The 22,583-nt window shown below is 67.0% G+C and carries 21 protein-coding genes; 18 read left to right on the forward strand and 3 right to left on the reverse strand.

Going from position 1 to position 22,583, the window contains the following annotated elements:
• Positions 1–40 precede the first annotated feature (40 nt).
• A complete protein-coding gene (locus DBO33_RS17500; protein WP_325050718.1) occupies positions 41–1,522 on the reverse strand; it encodes a sugar transferase in 1,482 nt (493 codons plus the stop codon).
• Between the two features lie 585 nt (positions 1,523–2,107).
• On the opposite strand from DBO33_RS17500, the gene DBO33_RS17505 reads away from it, so the two are divergent.
• From DBO33_RS17505 to DBO33_RS17520, 4 genes are read left to right on the forward strand one after another with little or no spacing between them, the layout of a single operon-like run.
• Complete coding sequence (locus DBO33_RS17505) at positions 2,108–3,331, forward strand: class I SAM-dependent methyltransferase (protein WP_107655990.1); 1,224 nt, start codon at positions 2,108–2,110, stop codon at positions 3,329–3,331.
• Positions 3,328–4,125 (forward strand): sugar phosphate nucleotidyltransferase, encoded by a 798-nt coding sequence (locus DBO33_RS17510; RefSeq protein WP_107655991.1) that lies wholly within the window; start codon positions 3,328–3,330, stop codon positions 4,123–4,125. Before DBO33_RS17505 ends, DBO33_RS17510 begins: the two co-directional genes overlap by 4 nt.
• Positions 4,122–4,772, forward strand: a complete 651-nt coding sequence (locus DBO33_RS17515; RefSeq protein WP_107655992.1) for a PIG-L deacetylase family protein — start codon at positions 4,122–4,124, stop codon at positions 4,770–4,772. Before DBO33_RS17510 ends, DBO33_RS17515 begins: the two co-directional genes overlap by 4 nt.
• A 2-nt stretch (positions 4,773–4,774) precedes the next feature.
• Positions 4,775–5,803, forward strand: coding sequence for an NAD-dependent epimerase/dehydratase family protein (locus tag DBO33_RS17520; protein WP_107655993.1), 1,029 nt, complete (start codon positions 4,775–4,777; stop codon positions 5,801–5,803).
• Here the strand turns inward: DBO33_RS17520 and rfbC are convergent.
• On the reverse strand, positions 5,787–6,359 hold the full coding sequence (gene rfbC, locus DBO33_RS17525; protein WP_107660358.1) for a dTDP-4-dehydrorhamnose 3,5-epimerase: 573 nt from the start codon (positions 6,357–6,359) through the stop codon (positions 5,787–5,789). The two genes, DBO33_RS17520 and rfbC, sit on opposite strands and share 17 nt — an antisense overlap.
• 74 nt (positions 6,360–6,433) lie before the next feature.
• On the opposite strand from rfbC, the gene DBO33_RS17530 reads away from it, so the two are divergent.
• The 13 genes from DBO33_RS17530 (at position 6,434) to DBO33_RS17590 (ending at position 21,371) form a co-directional block, all read left to right on the forward strand.
• The gene (locus DBO33_RS17530) at positions 6,434–7,531 is read left to right on the forward strand and encodes a class I SAM-dependent methyltransferase (RefSeq protein WP_107655994.1); all 1,098 of its coding nucleotides are present in this window, start codon (positions 6,434–6,436) and stop codon (positions 7,529–7,531) included.
• Positions 7,528–8,382 carry a glycosyltransferase family 2 protein gene (locus DBO33_RS17535; protein ID WP_107655995.1) on the forward strand — a complete coding sequence of 285 codons (855 nt, stop codon included), beginning with the start codon at positions 7,528–7,530 and terminating at the stop codon, positions 8,380–8,382. Before DBO33_RS17530 ends, DBO33_RS17535 begins: the two co-directional genes overlap by 4 nt.
• A gap of 29 nt (positions 8,383–8,411) precedes the next feature.
• Positions 8,412–9,494 carry a glycosyltransferase family 4 protein gene (locus tag DBO33_RS17540; RefSeq protein ID WP_107660359.1) on the forward strand — a complete coding sequence of 361 codons (1,083 nt, stop codon included), beginning with the start codon at positions 8,412–8,414 and terminating at the stop codon, positions 9,492–9,494.
• Positions 9,491–10,639 carry a glycosyltransferase family 4 protein gene (locus DBO33_RS17545; RefSeq protein WP_107655996.1) on the forward strand — a complete coding sequence of 383 codons (1,149 nt, stop codon included), beginning with the start codon at positions 9,491–9,493 and terminating at the stop codon, positions 10,637–10,639. The genes DBO33_RS17540 and DBO33_RS17545 overlap by 4 nt, the downstream gene beginning before the upstream one ends.
• A 64-nt stretch (positions 10,640–10,703) precedes the next feature.
• Entirely contained in the window at positions 10,704–11,957 is a 1,254-nt protein-coding gene (locus DBO33_RS17550) for a lipopolysaccharide biosynthesis protein (RefSeq protein WP_199856979.1), read from the forward strand.
• Positions 11,954–12,958, forward strand: coding sequence for a CgeB family protein (locus DBO33_RS17555; RefSeq protein WP_107655997.1), 1,005 nt, complete (start codon positions 11,954–11,956; stop codon positions 12,956–12,958). Before DBO33_RS17550 ends, DBO33_RS17555 begins: the two co-directional genes overlap by 4 nt.
• A gap of 21 nt (positions 12,959–12,979) precedes the next feature.
• The gene (locus DBO33_RS17560) at positions 12,980–14,365 is read left to right on the forward strand and encodes a hypothetical protein (protein ID WP_107655998.1); all 1,386 of its coding nucleotides are present in this window, start codon (positions 12,980–12,982) and stop codon (positions 14,363–14,365) included.
• Positions 14,356–15,690, forward strand: coding sequence for a polysaccharide biosynthesis tyrosine autokinase (locus tag DBO33_RS17565; RefSeq protein ID WP_107655999.1), 1,335 nt, complete (start codon positions 14,356–14,358; stop codon positions 15,688–15,690). The genes DBO33_RS17560 and DBO33_RS17565 overlap by 10 nt, the downstream gene beginning before the upstream one ends.
• Entirely contained in the window at positions 15,687–17,072 is a 1,386-nt protein-coding gene (locus DBO33_RS17570; protein WP_234390895.1) for a glycoside hydrolase family 55 protein, read from the forward strand. Before DBO33_RS17565 ends, DBO33_RS17570 begins: the two co-directional genes overlap by 4 nt.
• Positions 17,073–17,076: 4 nt before the next feature.
• Positions 17,077–17,667: a YdcF family protein gene (locus DBO33_RS17575; RefSeq protein ID WP_107656000.1), complete on the forward strand. Its 591-nt coding sequence runs from the start codon at positions 17,077–17,079 to the stop codon at positions 17,665–17,667.
• Positions 17,668–17,684: 17 nt separating this feature from the next.
• Positions 17,685–19,028: a glutamate-1-semialdehyde 2,1-aminomutase gene (locus DBO33_RS17580; RefSeq protein WP_407670516.1), complete on the forward strand. Its 1,344-nt coding sequence runs from the start codon at positions 17,685–17,687 to the stop codon at positions 19,026–19,028.
• Positions 19,029–19,039: 11 nt separating this feature from the next.
• Entirely contained in the window at positions 19,040–20,221 is a 1,182-nt protein-coding gene (locus DBO33_RS17585; protein WP_107656002.1) for a glycosyltransferase, read from the forward strand.
• Between the two features lie 436 nt (positions 20,222–20,657).
• Complete coding sequence (locus DBO33_RS17590; protein ID WP_107656003.1) at positions 20,658–21,371, forward strand: choice-of-anchor P family protein; 714 nt, start codon at positions 20,658–20,660, stop codon at positions 21,369–21,371.
• Between the two features lie 85 nt (positions 21,372–21,456).
• On the opposite strand, the gene DBO33_RS17595 is transcribed toward DBO33_RS17590, so the two are convergent.
• Positions 21,457–22,074 (reverse strand): class I SAM-dependent methyltransferase, encoded by a 618-nt coding sequence (locus DBO33_RS17595; protein WP_107656004.1) that lies wholly within the window; start codon positions 22,072–22,074, stop codon positions 21,457–21,459.
• 290 nt (positions 22,075–22,364) lie between these two features.
• Here DBO33_RS17595 and DBO33_RS17600 point away from each other — a divergent pair, with 290 nt between their 5' ends.
• Positions 22,365–22,583 (forward strand): hypothetical protein, encoded by a 219-nt coding sequence (locus tag DBO33_RS17600; RefSeq protein ID WP_107656005.1) that lies wholly within the window; start codon positions 22,365–22,367, stop codon positions 22,581–22,583.

The raw sequence follows: 22,583 nt of genomic DNA on the forward strand, positions 1-22,583 counted from the left end.
GAGAATTCGATGGACACCCGAACGACGGCCGCGTCACAGCTCAGTAGGCCCCGTGGCCGCTCGTGACGGTGGTGATCGTCCTGGCCAGGATCATCAGGTCCAGCCGCATGGACCAGTTGTCGACATAGAAGAGGTCCAACCGCATCGCCTTCTCCGGTGGCAGGTCCGACCTGCCGCTGACCTGCCACAGTCCGGTGATGCCTGGTTTGACGAGGAGCCGCCGTCGCATCACCGCGTCGTAGGTGTCGACCTCACGTTGCACTTGGGGACGCGGGCCTACCACGCTCATCTCGCGGCGCAGCACATTGAAGAACTGGGGGAGCTCGTCGAGGCTGTACTTGCGCAGGACTCGGCCGAGCGGCGTGATGCGCGGATCGTTCTGCAGCTTGAAGAAGACCGGATTGCCGCCTGCCTCCTCGATCAGCACGCCCACGTGTTTGTCCGCGTCGGCGTACATGCTCCGGAACTTGATCATCCGGAAGGGCGTGCCGTGCAGGCCGATTCGTTCGGCGCGATAGAACACCGGGCCCGGGCTGGTGAGTTTGATCAGCAGCGCGATGGCGAGCAGGGTCGGCGCGGTGGCCAGGATCGCGAGTAGCGCGAAGCCCAGATCGAAGGTGGTCTTGCCGAGCGACCGTGTTCGTGGATGCCTGGGCTTGCCGATGTGCAACATCGTCATGTCGGACACGGACCGCCTGGTCAGCCGGTGTTCGGCGACGTCGACGAGGCCGGGAGCCACGATGAGTTCGACGCCGAGCGCTTCGAGGTCCCAGGCGAGCCGGCGGAAGTCGTCGGGTTCGCCCACGTCGCCTGCCGTCACTACGACGGCGTCGGCGCGGGTGCGGTTCACCGCTTCGGTCACCGATCGCAGATCGCCGACTCTCGGCACTCGCCGCCCCGCGGCATCGATGTCGCGCTCAGCGGCGCCGGCCGGGGTGCATACGCCGATGACCCGGTAACTCGCGGTCGGATCGTCGGCGAAGGCCGACGTGATCGCCTGTGCTGCCGAACGATTCCCGACAACGAGTACCGAAGCAGGGTGTCGGGCACCGAGTCGGTAGTACGTGGCGAACTTGCGGCACAGCGCGCGCGTGCCGAGCAGGCCGACCAGGCCGAGTGGCAGGGCGACTACGAAATACTCGCGGGTGGCATCGAGCCGGAGCGCGAACGATACGATCGCGATGACCGCGAACAGGTACAGGGTCGCCGTCAGCACCCGGCGGTATTCCTCTGTGCCATAACCTATTACGCGCGGTGAGCGGGTATCGGACACCTGGAGGGCGGTCACCCACCCGAGACCGAGACCGACGGACATCGTGACGTGCAGCAGCTCGCCTGGCAAGGAATCGGCGACCGATTGCTCGAACAGCGGAACCAGATGTGCCACAAGGACAGCCACACAGACAACCGCGAGATCAGTCGCGCGCAGCAGCCGGATGTACTCGGCGCGCCTGCGCCGACCTCGCTGAACGGCCGGCGGCAGTCCGAAGACAACGCCTGGCCGGTGCATATCCAATCGCATAGACACACGTTCCTATTGCATCGACGAGCGTGGCGATATCGGTTGTGGAAACCGACGCTCGCAGAGGCAGATAATCCCGACCGTGGACAAAAAGATTTCCCGGCTACGGCCGGGAAATAGCGCCTGAACTAAAGCGCGAAAGCGAGTGTTGCAGATGGATCCAGGAATGAAAACCAGCGCGCTCGGACTGAGACCCCCATCACATTTCGAGCTAGTAGCTATAACTTTGCCGTCATTACTATGATCGGCAGCTATGTCGACTATTGGCGTTGCGGTCCTGGAACTTACAGAGGTGTAGTTCGAGTGCGTGCAAGCGGTGAATGATGAACGAATACGGGCGGAAACCTGTTCGAGGAACGCTGGTGGCAGTGTGGAAACCGGCCCACGGTCACTGTAAAGCGGGCACTGGCGGGCGCAAGTTGCCATGGGTATGCTGTCGCGCAATATGGAGGAATGAAGGTATTGCCCGTCCGCCTGGATTCGTGTGAGCATGGCCTGTAACGGTCGGTCGATTCATAACGACGTAGGAGAGAATGTTCCAGCTTCAGTAGATTAACTTTTCGGTCGATCCGAGTGGGAGCTCGCATGTTTTGTCGGCTTTGTGATTCGGGCTTGGTGAGTGTGCTCGATCTGGGCGCTTGCCCACCTTGTGAGAAATTCTTAACGGCAGATGAACTCGATGAAGTGGAAATGAACTATCCATTGCATTTGAGATTGTGTGCAAGCTGCCTGCTGCTGCAGATTCCGGCCCTGATCACGCCGGAGGACACCTTCACCGAGTACGCCTACTTCTCCTCCTACTCCGACAGCTGGGTGCGGCACGCGAAGTCGTTCGTGGACCAGGCGGTTACGCGCTTCGAGCTCGGCGCGCGCTCGCTGGTGGTGGAGGTGGCCAGCAACGACGGCTATCTGCTGCAGCATGTGGTCGCCGCCGGCGTGCCGTGCCTGGGTATCGAACCGTCGGTGAACGTCGGCGCGGCGGCGCGGGAGCGGGGGGTCCCGACGGTCACCACGTTCCTGGACGAGGAATCGGCTGCGAAGATCCGCGCCGAGCATGGACCCGCGGATCTGGTGGTCGCCAACAACGTTTACGCCCACATCCCGGATCTGCTCGGCTTCACCCGATCGCTGCGCGAAATGCTGGCCGATGACGGATGGCTCGCCATCGAGGTGCACCACGCGCTGAACCTGGTGCGGCTCGGCCAGTTCGACACCATCTACCACGAGCACTTCCAGTACTACACGGTGCTCTCCGCCCAGCGTGCGCTCGCCACCGCGGGCCTGAGCGTGGTCGACGTCGAACACCTGACCACCCACGGTGGGTCGATCCGGATCTGGGCCCGGCCGGATCCGGTCGCCTTACCCGGTCGCCGGGTCACCGCGGCCCTCGCGGAGGAAGCCGCAGCCGGATTGCACGAGGTCGGCGGCTACTTGTCGCTGCGTCCGCGCACCGAGGTGGTCCGCCACGACCTGCTTCGTTTCCTGCTCGACGCCCGCGACAAAGGAAAACGGGTCGTCGGCTACGGCGCACCGGGTAAGGGCAACACCCTGCTCAACTACTGCGGTATCCGGGCCGACCTGCTCGAGTACACCGTCGACCGCAACCCTTACAAGCACGGCCGATTCACCCCGGGCACCCGGATCCCGATCCACCCGCCCGAGCGCATCGACACCGACAAACCCGATGTCGTCCTGGTGCTGCCCTGGAATCTCGAGACCGAGCTCACCGCCCAGCTGCGCCACATCGGCGACTGGGGCGGCGAACTCGTCTACCCACTGCCCACCCTGCATACTGCGGAGCTCTCATGAAGGTTGTCCTGTTCTGTGGTGGTTACGGCATGCGCATGCGTAACGGCACCGACGATGCGATCCCCAAACCCATGCAGATGGTCGGGCCACGCCCGCTGATCTGGCACGTCATGCGCTACTACGCGCACTACGGGCACAAGGAATTCATCCTGTGCCTCGGCTACGGCGCCGCCCACATCAAGAACTACTTCCTGACCTATCAGGAGTCGGTCTCCAACGATTTCGTCATCCGCGACGGACAGGTCGAGCTGCTGCAATCCGACATCAGCGACTGGACCATCACCTTCGTCGACACCGGCGTCGACTCCGCCATCGGGGAACGGCTGCGCCGAGTCCGCGGGCATCTGGACGGCGAGCAGCATTTCCTCGCGAACTACGCCGACGTCCTCACCGACGCGCCACTGGATCGCATGATCGATACGTTCACCGCGACCGGCGCGGCGGCATCGATGCTGATCGTGCCGCCGCAGTCGTCGTTCCACTGCGTGGACATCAACGACGCGGGCGAGGTCGAGAACATCACACCCGTTGCGCGACTACCGATCTGGGAAAACGGCGGCTATTTCGTGCTGACCCCCGAGGTCTTCGACCTGCTTCCGCCCGGCGGCGATCTGGTCGAAGACGCCTGCGGCGCGCTGGCGAGCCAGGGCAGACTCTTCGGTTACCGGCACCTCGGATTCTGGAAGCCCGCCGACACCTTCAAAGAACGCGCCGAGCTAGACGACGGCTACCACCGCGGTGACCGCCCCTGGATGATCTGGGAAAACAGCGACACCCTCGAGGCGGTGTCGTGAAAGTGCTGTCACCGGAACGGATCAGCGAGGTCGCGGTGCTCGGCGCACACTGCGACGACATCGCGATCGGCCTCGGCGGGACGCTGCTCACCCTGGTGAAAAGCGTTCCGGCACTGAGGGTTCGAGCTCTGGTACTCAGCGGGGCGGGCACCCGCCGGGAAATCGAGGAACGCAGGGCACTCGAGGCGTTCTGCGGTACCGCGACCGTCGAGCTCACCGTATTGGATGTGCCGGACGGCCGCGCGCCCGCGCATGCGGATCGGATCAAGGACGAGGTGGCTGCCCTGCGCCGCCGCTGCGATCCCGATCTCGTGTTCGCCCCGCACCGGGGCGATGCGCACCAGGATCACCGGCTGCTCGCCGAACTCGTGCCCACCGAATTCCGGGACCACCTGACCCTCGGCTACGAGATTCTCAAGTGGGAGACCGATACCCCACGGCCGACCGTTTTTCATCCGCTGCCGCCGGGTGTCGCCGAGGAAAAGGCTCGGCTGCTGCTGAAACATTATCCCTCGCAACAGGATCGGGACTGGTTCGACGAACGCGCCTTCCTCGCGTCGGCGCGGCTACGTGGCGTCCAGTGCCGCGCCGAGTATGCCGAAGCGTTCGTGGTCGAGAAGGCCGTTGTCGGCTTCGGAGGTGTGTGAAGATGCGTGTGCTCGTCACCGGCCATCAGGGCTATCTCGGCACTGTTCTGGTGCCCGTGCTGCAGGCCGAAGGGCATCGGGTGACAGGCCTGGACATCGGCTACTTCGCCGACTGCGTACTCGGTACCGCGCCGGATGACCCGCCCGGCTTCGCCGTGGACCTGCGCGAGGTCACGGCCGATCAGCTCGCCGGATTCGACGCGGTCGTTCATCTCGCCGCCCTGTCCAACGATCCCCTGGGCGCGCTCGCGCCCCAGATCACCCATGACATCAACCACCACGCCTCGGTGCGGCTGGCCCGGCTGGCCAAGCTGGCCGGGGTGCGCCGGTTCCTCTACGCCTCCACCTGCTCGGTGTACGGCGCGGCGGGCGATGAGCTGGTCACCGAGGACGCGCCGCTGCGGCCACTGACCCCCTACGCGGAGAGCAAGGTCCGAGTCGAGGACGATGTGCTCGCCCTGGCGGATTCCGGCTTCGCGCCGGTATTGCTGCGCAACGCAACGGCTTTCGGATTCTCGCCTCGGTTGCGGGCCGACATCGTGCTCAACAACCTCGTCGGGTACGCGGTGCTGACCGGCGAGGTGAAGGTGCTCTCGGATGGCACGCCGTGGCGGCCCCTGGTGCATGCCGAGGACATCGCGCGCGCCGTCGCGCGCTGCCTCGTCGCGCCTGTCGAGTCCATTCACGGCCAAGCGTACAACATCGGCACCGAGGTCAACAATCGCACCGTCGCCGAGATCGCGCAGGTCGTCGTCGATACCGTGCCCGGCGCACGGCTGCACATCGCCGGGACGTCCGGCGCCGACTCGCGGTCCTACCGAGTCGACTTCGGCAAGGCGCGAACGGAATTGGGCTTCGAGGCGACGTGGACCATTGCGGACGGCGCCGCACAGCTCCACCGCGAATACGTCGCGCGTGGCCTCACCGCCGACGCGTTCTTTCAGAAGTTCACTCGGCTCGCGCGGTTGAACCTGCTGAAAGACACCGGGGTGCTGGACGATTCGCTGTACCGGGTCAGGATCGGTGCGTAGCGTGCGGCAGCGCGGCGAGCAACTCGCGCCAACTCCCCGCGGCCGCGTCGCGGGGCGAGACCACCGTCACCGGTTCCGGCCAGTCGATGGCCAGGTCGGGGTCGTCGTAGGCGACGCCGATGTCCTGCGCCGGATCATGCGGCCGGTCGATCCGATAGCACACGTCGGCGACTTCGCTGAGGGCCTGGAATCCGTGCAGGAACCCCGGCGGTACGTACAGGTGCCGAAAGTCCTTGTCGTCCAGCAGGAATGCCTGCTGATGCCCGAAAGTCGGCGACTGCGGCCGGATATCGACCAGCACATCGTGCACGGCGCCGTGCGCGCACCGCACCAGCTTCGCCTCGCCGGGACCGGATCGCCCGTGCATGCCGCGGATCACGCCACGCGCCGAACGGGATTGGGAGTCCTGGATGAACGCCGCCGCTGTCCCGGGTGTACCCAGGTAGTCGTCGAACTCGACGGCATCGAAGGTACGGGTGAACAGGCCTCGATCGTCGCGGAACGGCTCCGGGGTGAGAACCAGGACGTCGGCGAGGTCGGTCGGCTCGATGCGCACGACGCCATAGTGCCCCAGGATCACTCTGGTCCGCGAGCATACGGCGCGCTCCGCGCGTCGGTGGGCGGCCGTCGATGAACGGCTGCCGAGCGTGCGGGAAGACCGACCTGCACCGAGTTCTCGACCTGGGCGCGATGCCCGCCGCCGATGACTTCCCGCCCGCCGAAACGCTCGTTCGGCCGGACGAGGCCGCGTATCCGCTGGCCATGGACCTGTGTGCGAGCTGCGGACTGGCGCAGCTAGCCGAGGACGACACCAATACTGCGGAACCGCGGGGTATCGAACCGCTGGCCCTGCGCGAGCAGGCCGCCGTCGCCGTCGCCCGCGTCCGGTCCGAGGGCTGGTTGTCCGGCGCGACGGTGCGTGAATTCGGCAGCCCGCACGGCGGCAGCTGGCTGCCCTGCTTGGCGGAGCACGGTTTCACCACAGTGGCGGAGCAAGCCGACGTCGTGCTCGACTGCTTCGGCATCATGCACGAACCCGACCAGCGCGCCGCGTTCACGCTACGAGCTGAGGCCACCGCGCCCGGCGGCGTGCTGCTGCTGCAGTTCCACTCGCTGCACGCGATCGTCCGGAAAGCACAGTGGAATGCCCTGCGGCACGGTCACTTCGCCTACTACTCGTTGACGACGCTGCGGTGGTTGCTGCATGAGGCCGGGATGAGCGTAGCGACCGCATGGGAGTTCGATCTGTACGGCGGCACCGTGCTGGTCGCGGCTGTGCACGGTGTACGGGAGCCGGATGCGGCGGTGCGGGCCATGCTCGCCGCGGAAGCCGGAATCACCGATCCGGTGGTGGTCGGGCAGTTGCAGTCGGCCGCCGACCGGCACGCGGATTCGCTGCGCCGCCGACTCGAGCACGAAAGTGCCGGTGGCCGAGTAGTTTACGCCTATGGTGCGGCGTCCCGAGCGGTCGCGTTGTTCGGCCGCGCAGGTATCCACCGCGGGCTGGTGCGCGCGGTCGCCGACGCGTCACCCGCCAAGCAGGGCAGGCGGATGCCGGGTACCGATGTCCCGATCGTCTCGCCGTCGCAGTTGGTGCTGGCGCGCCCCGATCGAGTGCTGCTGACCCTGCCGGATCTGCTGCCGGAGCTCGAAGCCCGTTTCCCGGAACTGTCCGGCCGCTGGATGTCCGCCGAGTACGACCGACCTGCTGAGGGATTGCACCGATGACCGACCTGTCCATTTGCGTGCCCGCCTACAACGCGGGCCGAACCCTGGCGGCGACCATGCGGTCGATTCTCGATCAGGATCTCGAGCTCGAACTCGTCGTGCTGGACAACGCCAGCTCGGACGAGACGCAGGCTATCGCGAGGTCCTTCGACGATCCGCGGGTGCGGATCTTCCGCAACGACGTGCTGCTCCCGATCGGCGACAACTGGAATGCCGCCATCCATCACTCGACCGGGCGGTTGGTGAAGGTGGTGTGCGCCGACGACGTCCTGCTGCCGGGATCCCTTGGCGCACAGCTCGATGTCATGGCCGATGCCGGGATCTCTATCAGCTCCGCCAAGTTTCAGGTGATCGATGAAGGCGGGACCGTGGTCGAGTCGGGATTGGGCCTGCCCGGCCTGGTGGGCACGCACCCCGCACGCGCGGTACTGCGCACGATCGTGCGGGAGGGCCCCGCCGAATTCGGCCCGACCGCGGCGGCGATGTTTCGCCGCGAGCACTTCGATCGAGTCGGCGGCATCCGGGGCGACCTGGTGTTCCCGATGGACGTAGACCTCTTCGCCCGTATCGCGTCGATCGGCCAGTTCTTCGGCATGGCGGGAGTCCTTGCCGCCTGGCGTGATTCGACGTTCAACCTGTGCAGCCAGACCTCGACGGTCAGCAAACTGGTCGAGCTGTTCCGCTTTCATCACCGGATCGCGGGCGAGTACCCACAGCACATCGGCTACCGCGATGTGCTGGCCGCCGACGGGCGCCTGCTGCGGACCGCCCTGCACCGGGCGAATGTGCGGGCTCGGGCGGTGACCGGTGACGTCGTCGGCCGGACCCACTTCGGCAGGAGACGCACATGACCGGGCACGCTGAGCCGGTCAACGTCCACATGACCGGGGCCGAATGGTTCGGATCGACACCGGGTGGCCTCAACCGGTACTTCACCGATCTGTTCGCCGCTTTGCGGCAGCATCCCGGCACGAAGGTGTCCGCGGCGGCGTTCGGCGACCCGCCACCCGGTGGCCGATCGTGGGGGCCGATCGGGGGCTCCACGCTGCACCGTGTGCGCAGGTCGGTCATGGCGGGCCATGGCACCGCGTGGGGAGGCACCGCACGCCCCGCGATTCTCGATCGGCACTTCTGCCTGTACGGACCCTCGAAAGTTGGTGCACAACAGGGTAATCGGCTGGTCGTGCACTTCCACGGTCCGTGGGCGGCGGAGAGCCGGATGGCAGGCGCAGCCGAAGTGGTCGCGCGGGCCAAGTATCTCGTGGAGCGGGTCCGTTATGCGGGGGCGGAGCGATTCGTGGTGCTGTCCCAGCACTTTCGCGATGCGCTGGTGACGGACTATCGAGTGCCCGCGGAGCGGATCGAAATCATTGCGCCGGGTGTCGATCTCGATCGATTCGCCGCGGCGCCGCGGCCCGACGGAACAAACGAACGCGTCGTACTGTGCATCCGCCGGCTCGAGCGCCGAATGGGCATCGATCGACTGATCCAGTGCTGGCCCGCAGTGCTGTCCGCGCACCCCGGCACCAGGCTGATGATCATCGGAACGGGTAGCGCCGAGTCGGAACTGCGCGCGCAGGTTCGGTCGAGTGGACTGCAGCGAGCCATCAGCTTCGAAGGCCGGGTCGCCGATGACCTGCTGGCCGCGCGGTACGCGCAGGCCGACTGCACGGTGGTGCCGTCGGTGGCTTTGGAGGGATTCGGGCTGATCGCCCTCGAATCTTTGGCCAGCGGGCGAGCGCCGATCGTCACCGATTGTGGCGGGCTGCCCGATTCGGTGCGCGGACTGGATCCGTCGTTGATCGTGCCCGCCGGTGATGTCGAGGCGCTCGCGGCGCGCATCGTCGCGGCCTTGGACGGCGCGGGGCCTACGCCGGACCGCTGCCGCGCGCACGCCGAGTTGTTCTCCTGGGCGGCGGCCGCCGCCCGGCACCACGCGCTGTACACGGAGTTACGCGGATGATCCGCGCGCTGTTCCTCTCGCACACCGCGGCGCCGTCGGGGGCCGAGCTCGCCACCATGCGCCTGCTGTCGGCGCTGGATCCCGCGGCCGTCGAACCCGTGATGATGTTCACCGAGAACGGTCCGATGGTCCGCCGGTTCCGGGCTCGCGGTATCCGAACGCTGGTGCTGCCCAACCACTTCGACAGCCGTTCGATGACGATCGACGCGGCAGGTATCCGGCGTCTGGTCGTCGGCGGTATCGGGCTGGTGCGGTTGGGCTGCAGGCTCGGATCGAAGGCGCGCAGGCTCGAGGTCGACGTGCTGGTCGCGGGAAGTACCAAGGCCATGCTCATGGGTGCGGTGGCTGCCCGGCGGGCGCGCGTCCCGCTGATCTGGTCGGTGCACGACCGGATCTCGGCGCAATACTTCGGGCGCCTGCTCGCCGGGGTGATCCGGCTGCTCGGCTGGCTGGTCAGTGCCGGATATCTGGTCAACAGCCGGTCGACCGCGAGTTCGCTGATCACCCGGCGCAAGCCGCTGGCGGTCGTATACCCCGGTGTCGAGCTCGATCCCGCACCGGTCGCCGCCCGGTCGCCACAACGGCCGCCCGGCGAGGTGGTCGTCGCCGTGGTCGGCCGATTGACTCCGTGGAAGGGACAGGACGTCTTCCTGCGCGCCATCGCGGCGGTGAAAGCCCGTCCGCGCCAAGTGTTCCTGGTCGGCGGCGCCTTCTTCGGCGAGGAGCCGTACCGGGCCGAGCTGACGCGCCTGGCCGACGTGCTGCGACTGGAGGTGACCTTCACCGGCCATGTCGAGGATCCGCGACGCTACCTGCGCCAGGCCGACATTCTGGTGCACTGCTCGGTGCTGGCCGAACCCTTCGGTCAGGTCGTCGTCGAGGGGATGGCCGCGGGTTGTGCGGTGATCGCCACCCGGCCGGGCGGCCCCGCCGAAATCATCGAGTCCGGCGTGCACGGCCTGCTGGTCGACGGGGGTGACACCGCGCAGCTCACCGCCGCGCTGGATACGCTCATCGCCGATCCCGCCCTGCGCAGCGAACTCGCCGCCTCGGGTGCGTCGGCGGCCCGCGCGTTCGACATCACCGAATCCGCGCGCATCGCCGCGGACTTCCTCACCTCGGTGGTGGAGGTGCGTCGTGGTTGATATCGACGACACCGGTGCACGATACGCGGGCCCGTCGCGGCCGCGTCGCTGGCGTGACCTCGTCGTGGTGCTGCGCGACATCGGCTTCGTCAGCTTCGGCAAGTACGGCCAATACCTGATCACGGTAGTGACCCTGCCGATCATCGCCAGGGTGCTCGGTGCCGCGGGACTCGGTCTGCTCGCGATCGGTATGTCGGCCTATTTCCTCGGATCGCTGGCAGTCGACCTGGGCATCACCTCCTTCCTGGCCGCCCGGGTGCCGGAATTGCGAACGCACGCAACGAGAATCGCTCAGGTCCGCGGCGACTACCTGGCGATTCGGCTGACGATTCTCGGGTGCCTCGGCGCGGTGCTGGCGGCGAGTTTGCTGCTCGGGGTGCCCGCACCGCTGCATATGGTGCTGCTCGGTCTGTTCGCCGGTGGCTTCTGGTCGATCTCGGAGGATTGGCTGCTGATCGGCCAGGGCAGGTTCGGCGCATCGGCCGCGTACCAGGGTGCCGGGCGGATCGTCTACCTGGTGTTGCTGGTGGTGCTGTTGCCACGATGGCCGAGCGCGTCGGTCGCGGTGCTGTGCCTGCTCGCCTCGGCCACCGTACCCGTCGCGGCGACGTGGGCGGACGCGTGGCACCGGTTCGGGCCGCCCGCCCGCCCGCGTGCGGTGCGGGTGATCCTGCGGATGGGTGCCCCGGTGTTCGTATCCCGCATGCTGGTCACCGGTTACGGCCAGGGTGCCCCGGTGGTCTACGCGGCGGTGCTCGACGCGGCGTCGCTCGGGTTGTATTCCGCCGGTGACCGTTTGGTCCGGGCGATGCAATCCTTGCTCGACACCATCGGCTTCGCATTTCTGCCCCGGATGGCGCAGCGCGGCGCGCACGATCAGTTCTGGCGCAACGCATTGCAGGTGCTGGCGGCGTGCGTCGGCGCCGCCGGTCTCGCGGCGGCCGGGGTGTGGGTGCTGGCGCCGACGCTGATCCAGCTGATCTTCGGTAGCGGATTCACCGGCACGGTCGCGCTGCTGCGGGTGGAGGTGCTGATCCTGCCCGCGATGACGGTGACGTCGTTCATCACCACGGCCCTGCTGCCGGTCCGGCAGGATACGGTCGGTGTGCTGATCGGCGCGATCATCGGCACGTGTGTGGCGGCGTCCGCGCTCGCAGTCGCCTTCCGGAACCACTCGGTGTGGGCACTGGCATACGGCACCGTGCTCACCGAATTCACCGTGGCGCTGTGGTATCTCGTGCGGATACGCCAGCTGATCGTGCGGGAGCGGCGTGGCGACAGTGCGGCACCCCTGGTCGTGCAGGAGCGGGTGCGATGAAGATCCTCTACATCGGCGACGACTGGGTGGGCAGCAACGCCCGATCGCTGGCCGACGGATTCCGGCAGGCCGGGCACGAGGTGGTCGTGATCGATTCCACCCCGGTCACCTTGCCCGCGCGGCTGTCGCCCAGCTGGCTGTACACGAAGGCGGCCGGTCGGCGGGCGCCCTGGACGACCGCGGCTGTGCACGATCGGATCGAGCGCGCCACCGCGAGATTCAAGCCCGATATGCAGTTCGCGTTCAAGGCGGTCCACCTCGATCAGCAGCGCCTGCTGAATACTCCGGCAGCCCTGCATGTCCACTACAGCCCCGACGACGTGTCGAATCCCGACAATACGAGCCCGGATTATCTCGCGCACGAATCCGCGTGGGATCTGGTTGTCACCACCAAGCGCCACAATGTGCCCGAACTGCTCGGCCGGGGCGTAGGCAAGGTCGAGTTCGTGCGCAGTGCCTACGATCCGGCCTGGCATCATCCCTGTGCCCGCCGCGGTGCCCAGCGATTCCTGGCCGGCTTCATCGGCGCTCGCCGCCCCGATCGCACTGCGCTGATGATCGATCTGGCCCGCGAGTACGGACCCGAGTTGTCGGTACACGGGCCCGGTTGGCGGCGGGTGCGTCAGCTACGTGCTACCTCCGCCGAGATCGGCGCGGCGGTATACGGCCAGCGTTTCGCCGCGGCCGTCGCGTCGATCACCGCGAACCTGGTGCTGCTCAACTCCGGCAACCGGGACACGCACACCTGCCGGTCGTTCGAAATACCGGCTGCCGGTGGGCTTTTCGTGGGGGAGCGGACCGACGAACATGCCGAGCTGCTCGACGATCGGACCGAGTGTTTCCTGTTCTCCGACCGGGCCGAGCTCGGCGAGATCCTCGACTGGTGCGCGCGGCGGCCGGACGCGGCCGAGCAGGTCGCGGCGGCGGGATACCGGCGGATTACCGGGGAGCGGCACCGCTACGTCGACCGAGCGGAGGAGATCATCGATGCGCTCACCTGAGCTTGCCGCGGGAGCTCCCCGATGATGGGCGCCGTTCCCGAATTGGTGCTGATCGCCGGGGCATTGGTGACGATGGTCGCCGCCGCGGTGGTCATCCCCGGCGTCGCCAGGGTCCTGCTCATCGCGCAGGCGCTGTACTGGGCGATGTCCTACCTCGCCAGACCTGTTGTGCTGCTGGTGGTTCAGCCCGAGCCACGCTTCGGCGACAACGTCGCCGACCCGCGCCTGGCCGCGCTGGGATACGACTACGGCATCGCGATGGTGCTGCGGCCCGTGGTATTCGGATTGTGGGTGTACGCGGGATTGGTTGTGGCGCTGGCATTCTGGATGAGACGCCGTCGCCGACCGGGGGCCGCGATCACCGAGGACCCGAATTTCCTGCCGACCCTGTGCGTGCTGTACTGCCTCGGCGCGCTCGGCCGGCTGGTCATGCTCGCCACCGGCACCGCCGGAAAGGCCGGAGAAGTCGAAAGCAGCAGCCCGGCCCTGACATTCGTGACAATGCTGGGCACGGTCGGCGCGGTGGGCCTGATCGTTTTCGTCCGGCTCGCGGGAACGAGGGCAACCTCGCTCGCTGTCGGCCTGCTGCTGGCCGGCGAGCTGCTGTGGACCATGGCCGTCGAATCCAAGACCCCGATCATGGGCGCCGCGCTGGCGGTCGGGGGGCGGTTCGCACTCGGCGGCTGGACTCGTCGGAAAGTCGTTGCCATTCTGCTGGTCTCGATCATGGGCATCGGCGGCTTCGGCTGGCTGCAATCGCTCAAGGCGACGGGGGAGGCGAAGGCCGATGCCGCCGTCACCGACTCCGCGTACCCCGCAGGCGTCCGGCCGATGCTCAGCGTACTGCGCCGATTCGATCTGCTCGAGGCGGCGACCGATGTGTACTACACACCACCCGGCTCGTGGTTGTCACCGGAACAGGCGGCTGAGAACGCGCTGCGCAGTCTTGTTCCCGCGCAACTGCTCGGCGAGCCGAAGTTGCGATCCGGAACCGCCTGGGCCGCCGAGGTCCGGGGCGCCTCGGTGGATATGACGCAGGTGTCGGTATCGCTGGCCGAGGGCGGCATCAGCGAGGGCTACCTGCTCGGTGGATACCCCGGGATCGTGGCGGGAGTCGGATTCACCTTCCTGCTGTTGGTGGCCTGGTCGCGCGCGCTGTACTCGCGCCATATCGCGCTCGTCGTGCTGGGGCTGGCGCTCATCGAGATACCGGTCATCTTCGAGCGCGGAATTCTCGGCAGCATGGAGATGCTCGGCAAGTACCTCCAGGCCGTGGTGCTGGTGTGGTTCGTCTATCTGCTGGTGGGCTGGTACCGCGGTGCGCGCGGCCAGTCCTCGGCACACCAATCGTGGGAGCGGGCCGAATCCGTTGTCCCCGTAACACAAAGGACTGGCCAATGGGCTTGATGGAGTACTGGCGAATCGTCCGGCGGCGCTGGATCATCATTGCCGTCGCGGTGCTGGTGTGCCTGGGGGCGGCGGCGGGGTATGCGCGGACAATTCCCGTGACGTACAAGGCGTCGAGCAGCATGTACGTGTCGATGTCGACGGGGACCTCGGTGAACGACTCGTACCAGGGCGGTTTGGCCGCCCAGCAACGAGTGCGGTCGTATCTGGACCTGCTCACCAGCGCCACCGTCGCGCAACGCGTCATCGACGATCGCGGCCTCCGGATGGACGCGGGCGAGCTGCGCGGCCGGATCTCGGCGAGTTCACCGCCGGCGACCGCGATACTCCAGGTCGCGGTCACCGGTGACACCGCCGTCGAGGCCCGCGATCTCGCCGACGCCGTGGTGGCCCAATTCCGGCGTCTGGTAGGCGAATTGGAGACCACCCAGCTCGGTGCCGCGCCCGCCGCTCGCGTCGCGGTGGTGGACCGGGCCGAGCTGCCGACCGCGCCCACGGGGCCTCGGCGCACCCGGTTGCTCGCGCTCGGCCTGCTGGCGGGGCTTGCGCTGGGATTCGCGGCGGCGTTCCTGCGTGATCGCACCGACCGCAGGCTGCGTACCTCCAACGATCTGGAGGCGGTCCTGGCTGGTACGGATCGGCTCACCGGCGAAGCGTCGCCCGGGGTGCCCATTCTGGCGATCCTCGACGTCGGCCTGCCCGGAGAGGTGGGGGAGACGCGGCGGCTGCGCGCCCGGCTGACCGGTGCCGGCGCCGGAAAGAGACCCAGAACTATTGTGCTGACCAGTCTTTCACCGCGATCGGCGCCCGACATCGCGGTGCGGCTGGCCCGGTCGCTCGCCGACGCGGGCGCCAGGGTGGTGCTCGTCGACGCCGATACCACCGGCTCGGGCAGCTCCAGTCAACTGCTCGCGCACACCGGTCCTGGGCTCGCCGAGCTTTTGCGCGGCGGGGCCACGTTGAACGACGCGGTAGTGCTGTTGCCCGACACCGGTATTCAGATACTGCCGATGGGGTCGATCGATGCGGAAACGCCGGATGCCCTCACCACCGCGCGATTCGGCGTGATTCTGGCGGATCTGCGCAGCGGCTTCGACTATGTGGTCGTGGAGGTAGCGCCGGTCACGGCTGCTGCGGATGTGCTGTCGATCGTGCCCAGAGCCGACGCGACCGTCGGCGTCGTCGAACTCGGCACCAGTACCGCTGCGCAGGTGCGCGGCGCGCTCGCGACATTCGGCTCCGCCGGTTCCGCCATGGTCGGCGTCATCGCGGTCTCCAGACCGGCCGACTCGCCGTGGCAGCAGATCGCGAGGTGGCGAAAGTGACTGCATCGCGCAGTGATCCGAAGGGTAAGCACGATGACGCGGTGCAGCGCCGTCGTCTGCTGGCCGGGTCGCTCGGCTTTGCCGCCGCGGTGCCGTTGGCCGCCTGTGCAACTCCCGCCGACTCCGGTCCGGAGTTCCGGTCACCCAGGGTGACCGACGCCCCTGCCGCCCGTAACGTTCGTGATTTCGGCGCGGTGGGGGACGGGAAGGCTGACGACACCGCGGCCATCGCGAAGGCTGCGGCGGTCGGCGACGGACCGCTGGTGCTGTATCTACCCGCTGGGCAATATTCGGTGACGGCTTGGCCCGAATTGCCCGACTACGCCACGGTTCTCGGTGACGGCGGTGACGTCAGCATGATCAACTACGCGGGCGGCGGAACCCTCATCGCGCTGCACAACCGGCAGCGAGTGCGCTTCGCCCGCGTCGGCGTCTTCGTATCCAATCCAACCGTCACCGCGGTGTCGCTGTCCCAATGTTTCCGGTGCTCCTTCGAGTCGGTGGTGCTGCGTGGCAATCACCTCAGCAGCAACTTCCCGCGCTATGTCGAACAACGCGGCGTCGTGCTGGATCAGAACACCGGTGGTACCGCATTCGTGAACTGCGACATCAACAATTTCGGCTACGGCCTGGTGACCTCGTGCATCCAGAACTACGTGACCTCGTCGAAGTTCACCAACAACCGGATCAGCGTGCTCGGCACCGGCAACGACCACAATGCCGGATTGGCCGCGAGCAACGTCGAATTCGTCTCCGACACCGATCCGCGCACCACCGACCGGCACGTGCTCGTCGACGGCGCCGCCAATGCCTGGTGGTTCACCAACGTCTGGTTCGAAGGCGCCGATACGGCGTTGTCGATCGGCAGTGCCGAACGTGGCGGGCCGGCCCAGTTCGGGATGGTCAACTGCAAGATCGCGGCCAGGACCGTCTGCCTGGACCTGTTGTATTGCCGTCAGCCGTATCTGGCGAACGTGCAGTTCGACCCCGACCTGGACAAGCCGCCGACCGAGCTGCGCATCGACTACCGAGGGTGCCCGGAAGGTACTGCTGTGAACCTGATTTCGAGCTCTGATCGAGATATTGATCCGAGGGTCTTTCCCGGCGGCTGGCAGGTGCTGGGGCGCGACAGGATGCTGGGGGCCCGGTTCGCCGGCACCACCGTCGCGCAGGCGAGCGGCCCCGACACCGACATCCTCCAGGTGCTGGCGGCCGACGGCGCGGTGTCGGCGGCCGTGCTGGCCAGTGGCGCCTGGCTTTCCGAGCGTAGCGACGGCGGGATCGTGCTCAAGGACGCGGACGGTGGGTATTGGCGGCTGTCGGTATCCACCTCCGGCGCGGTCACCGCCGCGGCGCTGGGCCGGAACAGACCGACGAGGTGATGGCATGCACGACACGGTGGTAGTCGCGCCGCCCGACACCCGGCGTCCGTGGCGCACGTATCGGCGAATGCTCGTGGGCGCGGGCGCGTTGATCGCCGTCGTCGCCGCGGTAGTCGCACTGGGCTGGCCGGTATACGTGCGACCGCAGGTGGATCCGCTGCGTCCCGCCGACGCCATCGTCGTGCTCGGCGGCACGCCTTACGAACGATTCGACCTCGGCCTGGATCTCGCGCGGCGCGGTTATGCGCGGCAACTGCTGATCTCGCGTTCCACCGGTGCGGACGATCCCGCCATGGACAAGTACTGCGACGGCCACTTCGACTTCCAGGTCAGCTGCTTCGTGCCGGACCCGTGGACGACGCAGGGCGAAGCGCAGGAGATCGGGCGCAGGGCACGGCAATTCGGCTGGCACCACATCATCGTCGTGACGTTCACGCCACATGTGTCGAGAGCGCGGTACATCGTCGAGAAGTGCTTCAGCGGCGAGGTGACGATGGTCGCCAGCCCCAGTCCGTCGGGACTCGCGTTCTGGGCGTGGATGTACCTGCGCCAGTCGGGCGGTTACCTCAAAGCGTTCACCGAACGCGGATGTTGAGTGAGAGGGGCACGAGCGTGCCGAGTAACGAACGTAACTTCGCGCGCAGCAACGCGCTTCAGGCTCGCCTGCATGATCTGGTACCCGGCGGCGCGCATACCTATGCCCGCGGCGCCGATCAGTATCCCGAGGCGATGGCACCGGTTCTGCTGCGAGGCAGTGGATGCCGCGTCTGGGACTGCGACGGCAACGAATACGTCGAGTACGGCATGGGTTTGCGGTCGGTGACGCTCGGCCACGGCTACCGGCCGGTGCTCGAGGCAGTGACCGCCGCCATCGCCGACGGGGTGAACTTCTCCCGGCCCACCGAGCTGGAACTGCTTGCCGCCGAAGACTTCCTGTCCTTGGTGCCGGGCGCGGACATGGTGAAGTTCGCCAAGAACGGCTCCGACGCCACCACCGCGGCGGTCCGGTTGGCCCGCGCCGCCACCGGGCGTGTGGTGGTGGCGGTGTGTGACCAACCGTTCTTCTCCGTCGATGACTGGTTCATCGGCACCACCGAGATGAACAGCGGGATCGACGACACCGCCACGGTGAAATTCGCCTACAACGATCTCGGCGCACTCGCGGAGGTGCTGGCCGCGGTGCCGGTGGCATGCGTGATCATGGAGGCCGCCACCGCGCTGGCCGAGCCCGAACCTGGATATCTGCAAGGGGTTCGGGCGTTGTGTGATCGGTACGGTGCGTTGCTGGTCTTCGATGAGATGATCACCGGCTTCCGGTGGTCCGCCGGTGGCGCGCAGCAGGTGTACGGGGTGCGCCCGGACCTGTCGTGCTGGGGCAAGGCGATGGGCAACGGGTTCCCGATCTCGGCGCTGGCCGGTAAACGCGAGTTCATGGAGTTGGGCGGCTTACGTACCGACCGGGAGCGGGTGTTCCTGTTGTCGACCACGCACGGGGCCGAATCCGCCTCGCTGGCCGCGTTCCGTGCGGTGGTCCAGGCGTACGCGAGCACCGATCCGATCGGACGGATGGAGCGGGCCGGGCGGCGGCTGGCCGAAGCGGTGAACACGATCGCCGCCGACCTCGGAATCGCCGACTACCTGCAGGTGGTCGGGCGGCCGTCCTGCCTGGTCTACCTGACCCGGAATCCCGAAGGTAAACCGTCACAAGCATTTCGGACGCTGTTCTTGCAGGAGCTGCTGACGCGCGGGGTGCTCGGGCAGTCGTTCGTCACCTCGGCCGCACACACCGACGACGACATCGACGCGACCGTGCAAGCCTGCCGGGAGGCCGCCATCGTCTACCGGCGCGCACTCGAACAAGGCAGTGTCACCGGACTTTTAGCGGGCTTACCGGTCGCACCCGCGATCCGGCCGACGGCCGCACCGCGCCAGATCACCACGCCACCGCAGACCTGAACGGAGTTCCCATGACAGCGCCACGGGTCGCCCTCGTGCACGAACGATTCACCGAATACGGTGGGTCCGAAGCGGTAGTCGCGGAGTTCATCAAGACCTGGCCGGGCGCGGCGGTCTTCGCGCCGATCGTCAGCCGGGAGGGGCACGACTCGCTGGTGGCGGCCGTCGCATCGGGCCGACGCGGCGCACCGGCGCACGACGGTGCTGCGGACGATGCTGCGGGACAGGGCATTTCGATTCACGACAGCTGGCTCAGCCGGGCCCACGCCGCGATCGGTGGCGGCGCGCACGCCCCGCTGTTGCCTTTCGTGCCTCGCACACTGCGCCGCTTGCCACTGGCCGAACGCTTCGACGTGGTGGTCGTCAGCCATCACGCATTCGCCACACAGGCCGTTTTCGCGACCGACGCACCGGTGATCGCCTACGTGCACAGTCCGGCACGCTGGGCCTGGGACGGGGCTTTTCGCGCCCAGGAGGCCGGCGGCAAGCCGGGGCAGTTGGCGCTGGCGGGTCTTGGCCATTTCGCGCGCCGCGCCGAGCTACGGGCCGCGCCGCGGCTGGCGCACGTGATCGCCAACTCGCACGCCGTCGCCGACGGGGTGCGTGATTGGTGGGGCCTGCCCGCCACTGTCGTCAATCCGCCGGTGCGGATCGACCGCTTCACCCCCGACCCGTCGATCCCACGCGAGGACTTCTTCCTGTTCGCAGGCCGGCTCGTACCGTACAAGCGGGCCGACCTCGCGATCCGCGCGGTGCAGCGCGCCGGCGGCCGGTTGGTCGTGCTCGGCGACGGCCGACACCGGCAGTACCTCGAGACGATCGCCGGATCGGAGACCACCTTCCTGGGCGCCGCGCCCGACCACGTTCTGCTGGACATGTATCGGCGCTGCCGCGCCGTACTCATGCCGGGAGTCGAGGACTTCGGCATCGTTCCGGTGGAGGCGATGGCTTGTGGCGCACCGGTTCTCGCGGTCGCGGCGGGTGGCGCGCTGGACACCGTCCGCCCCGGCCGCACGGGGGAGTACGTCGAGTTCGGTGACGACACAGCCGTTGTCGAGGGCATGGCGTGCCTGATCCGCGACTTCGACCCGTCCCGCTATGACCCGGCCGCGATCAGCCGACACGCGGGGACATTCGCGCCGACCGCGTTCCGGGCCCGCATCGGCGATGTGGTCGCGCGGGCCGCAGGTTGAAAATACTCGCGTTAGTCAAATTCCTCCCATACATATAGCTATTAGTTAGTTATTACTGAATAGATGGTTAACAGTGTGTGTCGAGATGGCTGGATTGCAGGTCTCGATGCGAAGCGCTGCGTCTCCCTAGGATTGCTCTGGAGTGCTGGATCGCAGACCATGGGCGTGCCTGCGCGCAGTTTATTCGGTCGTACGTCCAACTTATTGGCCGCCCAAATCGGCTGATCGAGAAATGAGTCAATTCGATAGCTCATTGATTGAGCCCTGCATCGCCGTGTGGACGTGAATGTTACCGGGCGCATGTGTGATCTGACGCACGTGAGAATCGATCGGATCTTATGCATTTATCTATTGACGGATTTGTTAATTCCGTGCAAACCTCTAGCCGTTCCAGCAATGTGTCAGCAAATCAACTGATCTACGAAAGGTACTACTGATGAAGACGGCTTCCTTCACCAAGCGCGTCGGCGCCACCGTCGTCGGTCTGGCCGCGACGGCCGGCGTTCTCGCCGCCACCGCCGGTCCGGCCGCTGCCACGATCCAGCATCAGTCCACCGCATTCGGCTGGTACCTGAGCGCCCACGACGTCAACCACGGCCCGATCGGAACCACCGCTTACCCGCAGGGCCCGACCCACGCCTCGCTGGTCGACACCCACCATGATCTGGTCGTGGTCGGCGGCGGAGAATCGGACTCGAATGGCGACGGCACGACGGGCGCCAGTTGGGCCAAGGCCAAACTGACCGAACTCGGCATCGATCTCTTCCACGTCCATCCGTCCATCGACCTGCCCGGCGGCGTGCTCACCATTGTCGCCGATTCGCTCGAATCCAGCTGCCGCGCAGACGCTTCCGGTACCACGGCAACCAGCAGCCTGACCGGCGCGCACGTGACGATCAACGGCAAGCAGACCGACATCCCGGCCAGCCCGCCGCCCAACTTCAAGATCAGCGTGCCCGGCCTGATCGACGTCACCTTCAACAAGCAGACCCGGACAGCGACCGGCGCACTGTCGGTGCAGGCGCTGGCGATCGAGTCGACGCCACTGTTCGAGACCATCGTGCAAGGCAACCTCGACGGTTACTTCGCCTCATCCACCTGCGGGGAAACCGTGACGGTCGGCGAACTCACCGGCGGTCACGGGCACTGATGCCATAAGAACCGGGGGTGCGGGCCGACAAAACAACGGCCCGCACCCCCGGTTCGGCCGTCGACCGACCACTTCACCGTGTCCCTCATTCACTCCCGCGGGAGAACACTGCCACGAGGAAATCGGACTGGTCGGTGAAGGGGCGTAGGTCCCACGTCGAAAGGCGCAAATCCACTGTGAGTCCGGCGGTCTCGGCGTCGGTCAGGAATTGCGGGAATTCGTAACCGCGATCGGCACCGAACCCCACCACCACCCGACCGGCCGGCGCGAGATGGCGGGCGAACCCGGCCAGTACCGCGTGCCGGGTGGATGGCGCCAAGAAGGTCATGACGTTGCCCGCGCACACGACGACATCGAAGTCAGCGGCGATCCCACGGCTCGGCAAGTCCAACTCGGCGAGATCACCGACTATCCAGGTCGGACCGGGATAGTCCTGCTCCGCCGCGGCGATCAACACCGGATCGACGTCGACGCCGACTACGATATGGCCGGCCCGGTGTAGATAACCACCCACGCGTCCCGGACCGCATCCCGCATCCAGGACCCGGCTCTCCCGCCCGAGCATTGCGTCGACCAGCCGCGCTTCCCCGAAAATGTCGGTGCCGTCGGCCGCCAACGTTCGGAATCGCTCCACGTACCACGTCGAATGCGCAGGGTCGGCAGCGGTGAGCTCCTCCCACTGGCTGGGGATACGTGCGCTCATCGTCGGTTCCTCCTCGCTCGGGCCGGTCCCGGTTCACTGTGCCACCGTCGTGCTGATCGGTAGCGCACGGCCCGGTCACAGGGCTGTTCATTCGTGGCTCAACGGCTGCTCGAGCACAGGGCACAAGATCGGATCGCACACCGCGTTTCCTGTCCGATCGGAGCATCACCGCATGACGAACCCGCTCGCTACCTCTGTCAGCAACGGCATCAAATCCATTGATGTCATTGCGAATCCGCTATTGGCTTTCGTCGAACACGTGCTGGGTGCCGCTGCGCTGAGCGTCGGACGTGGGGCCGAGGCGATCACTCACATGGCGACCCGCGGTCGCGATCTTCGCCGATCTGGACGACCCGGCGTGGGAAGGGTGGGCCTCCGCCATCCTCGCCGACCGGTACGGCGAGGTCGCGCAGTGGGACAAATCAGCCGAATATGCCGAACGTGCATTGCAATTGGCCGCCCAGCTGGGTGGCGCGGCCTTCGAGCCGGCCGCCGAGCCGAGCGGATGA

Origin of the sequence: Nocardia suismassiliense (assembly GCF_900269665.1) — a bacterium.
GTDB classification, from domain to species: Bacteria; Actinomycetota; Actinomycetes; order Mycobacteriales; family Mycobacteriaceae; genus Nocardia; species Nocardia suismassiliense.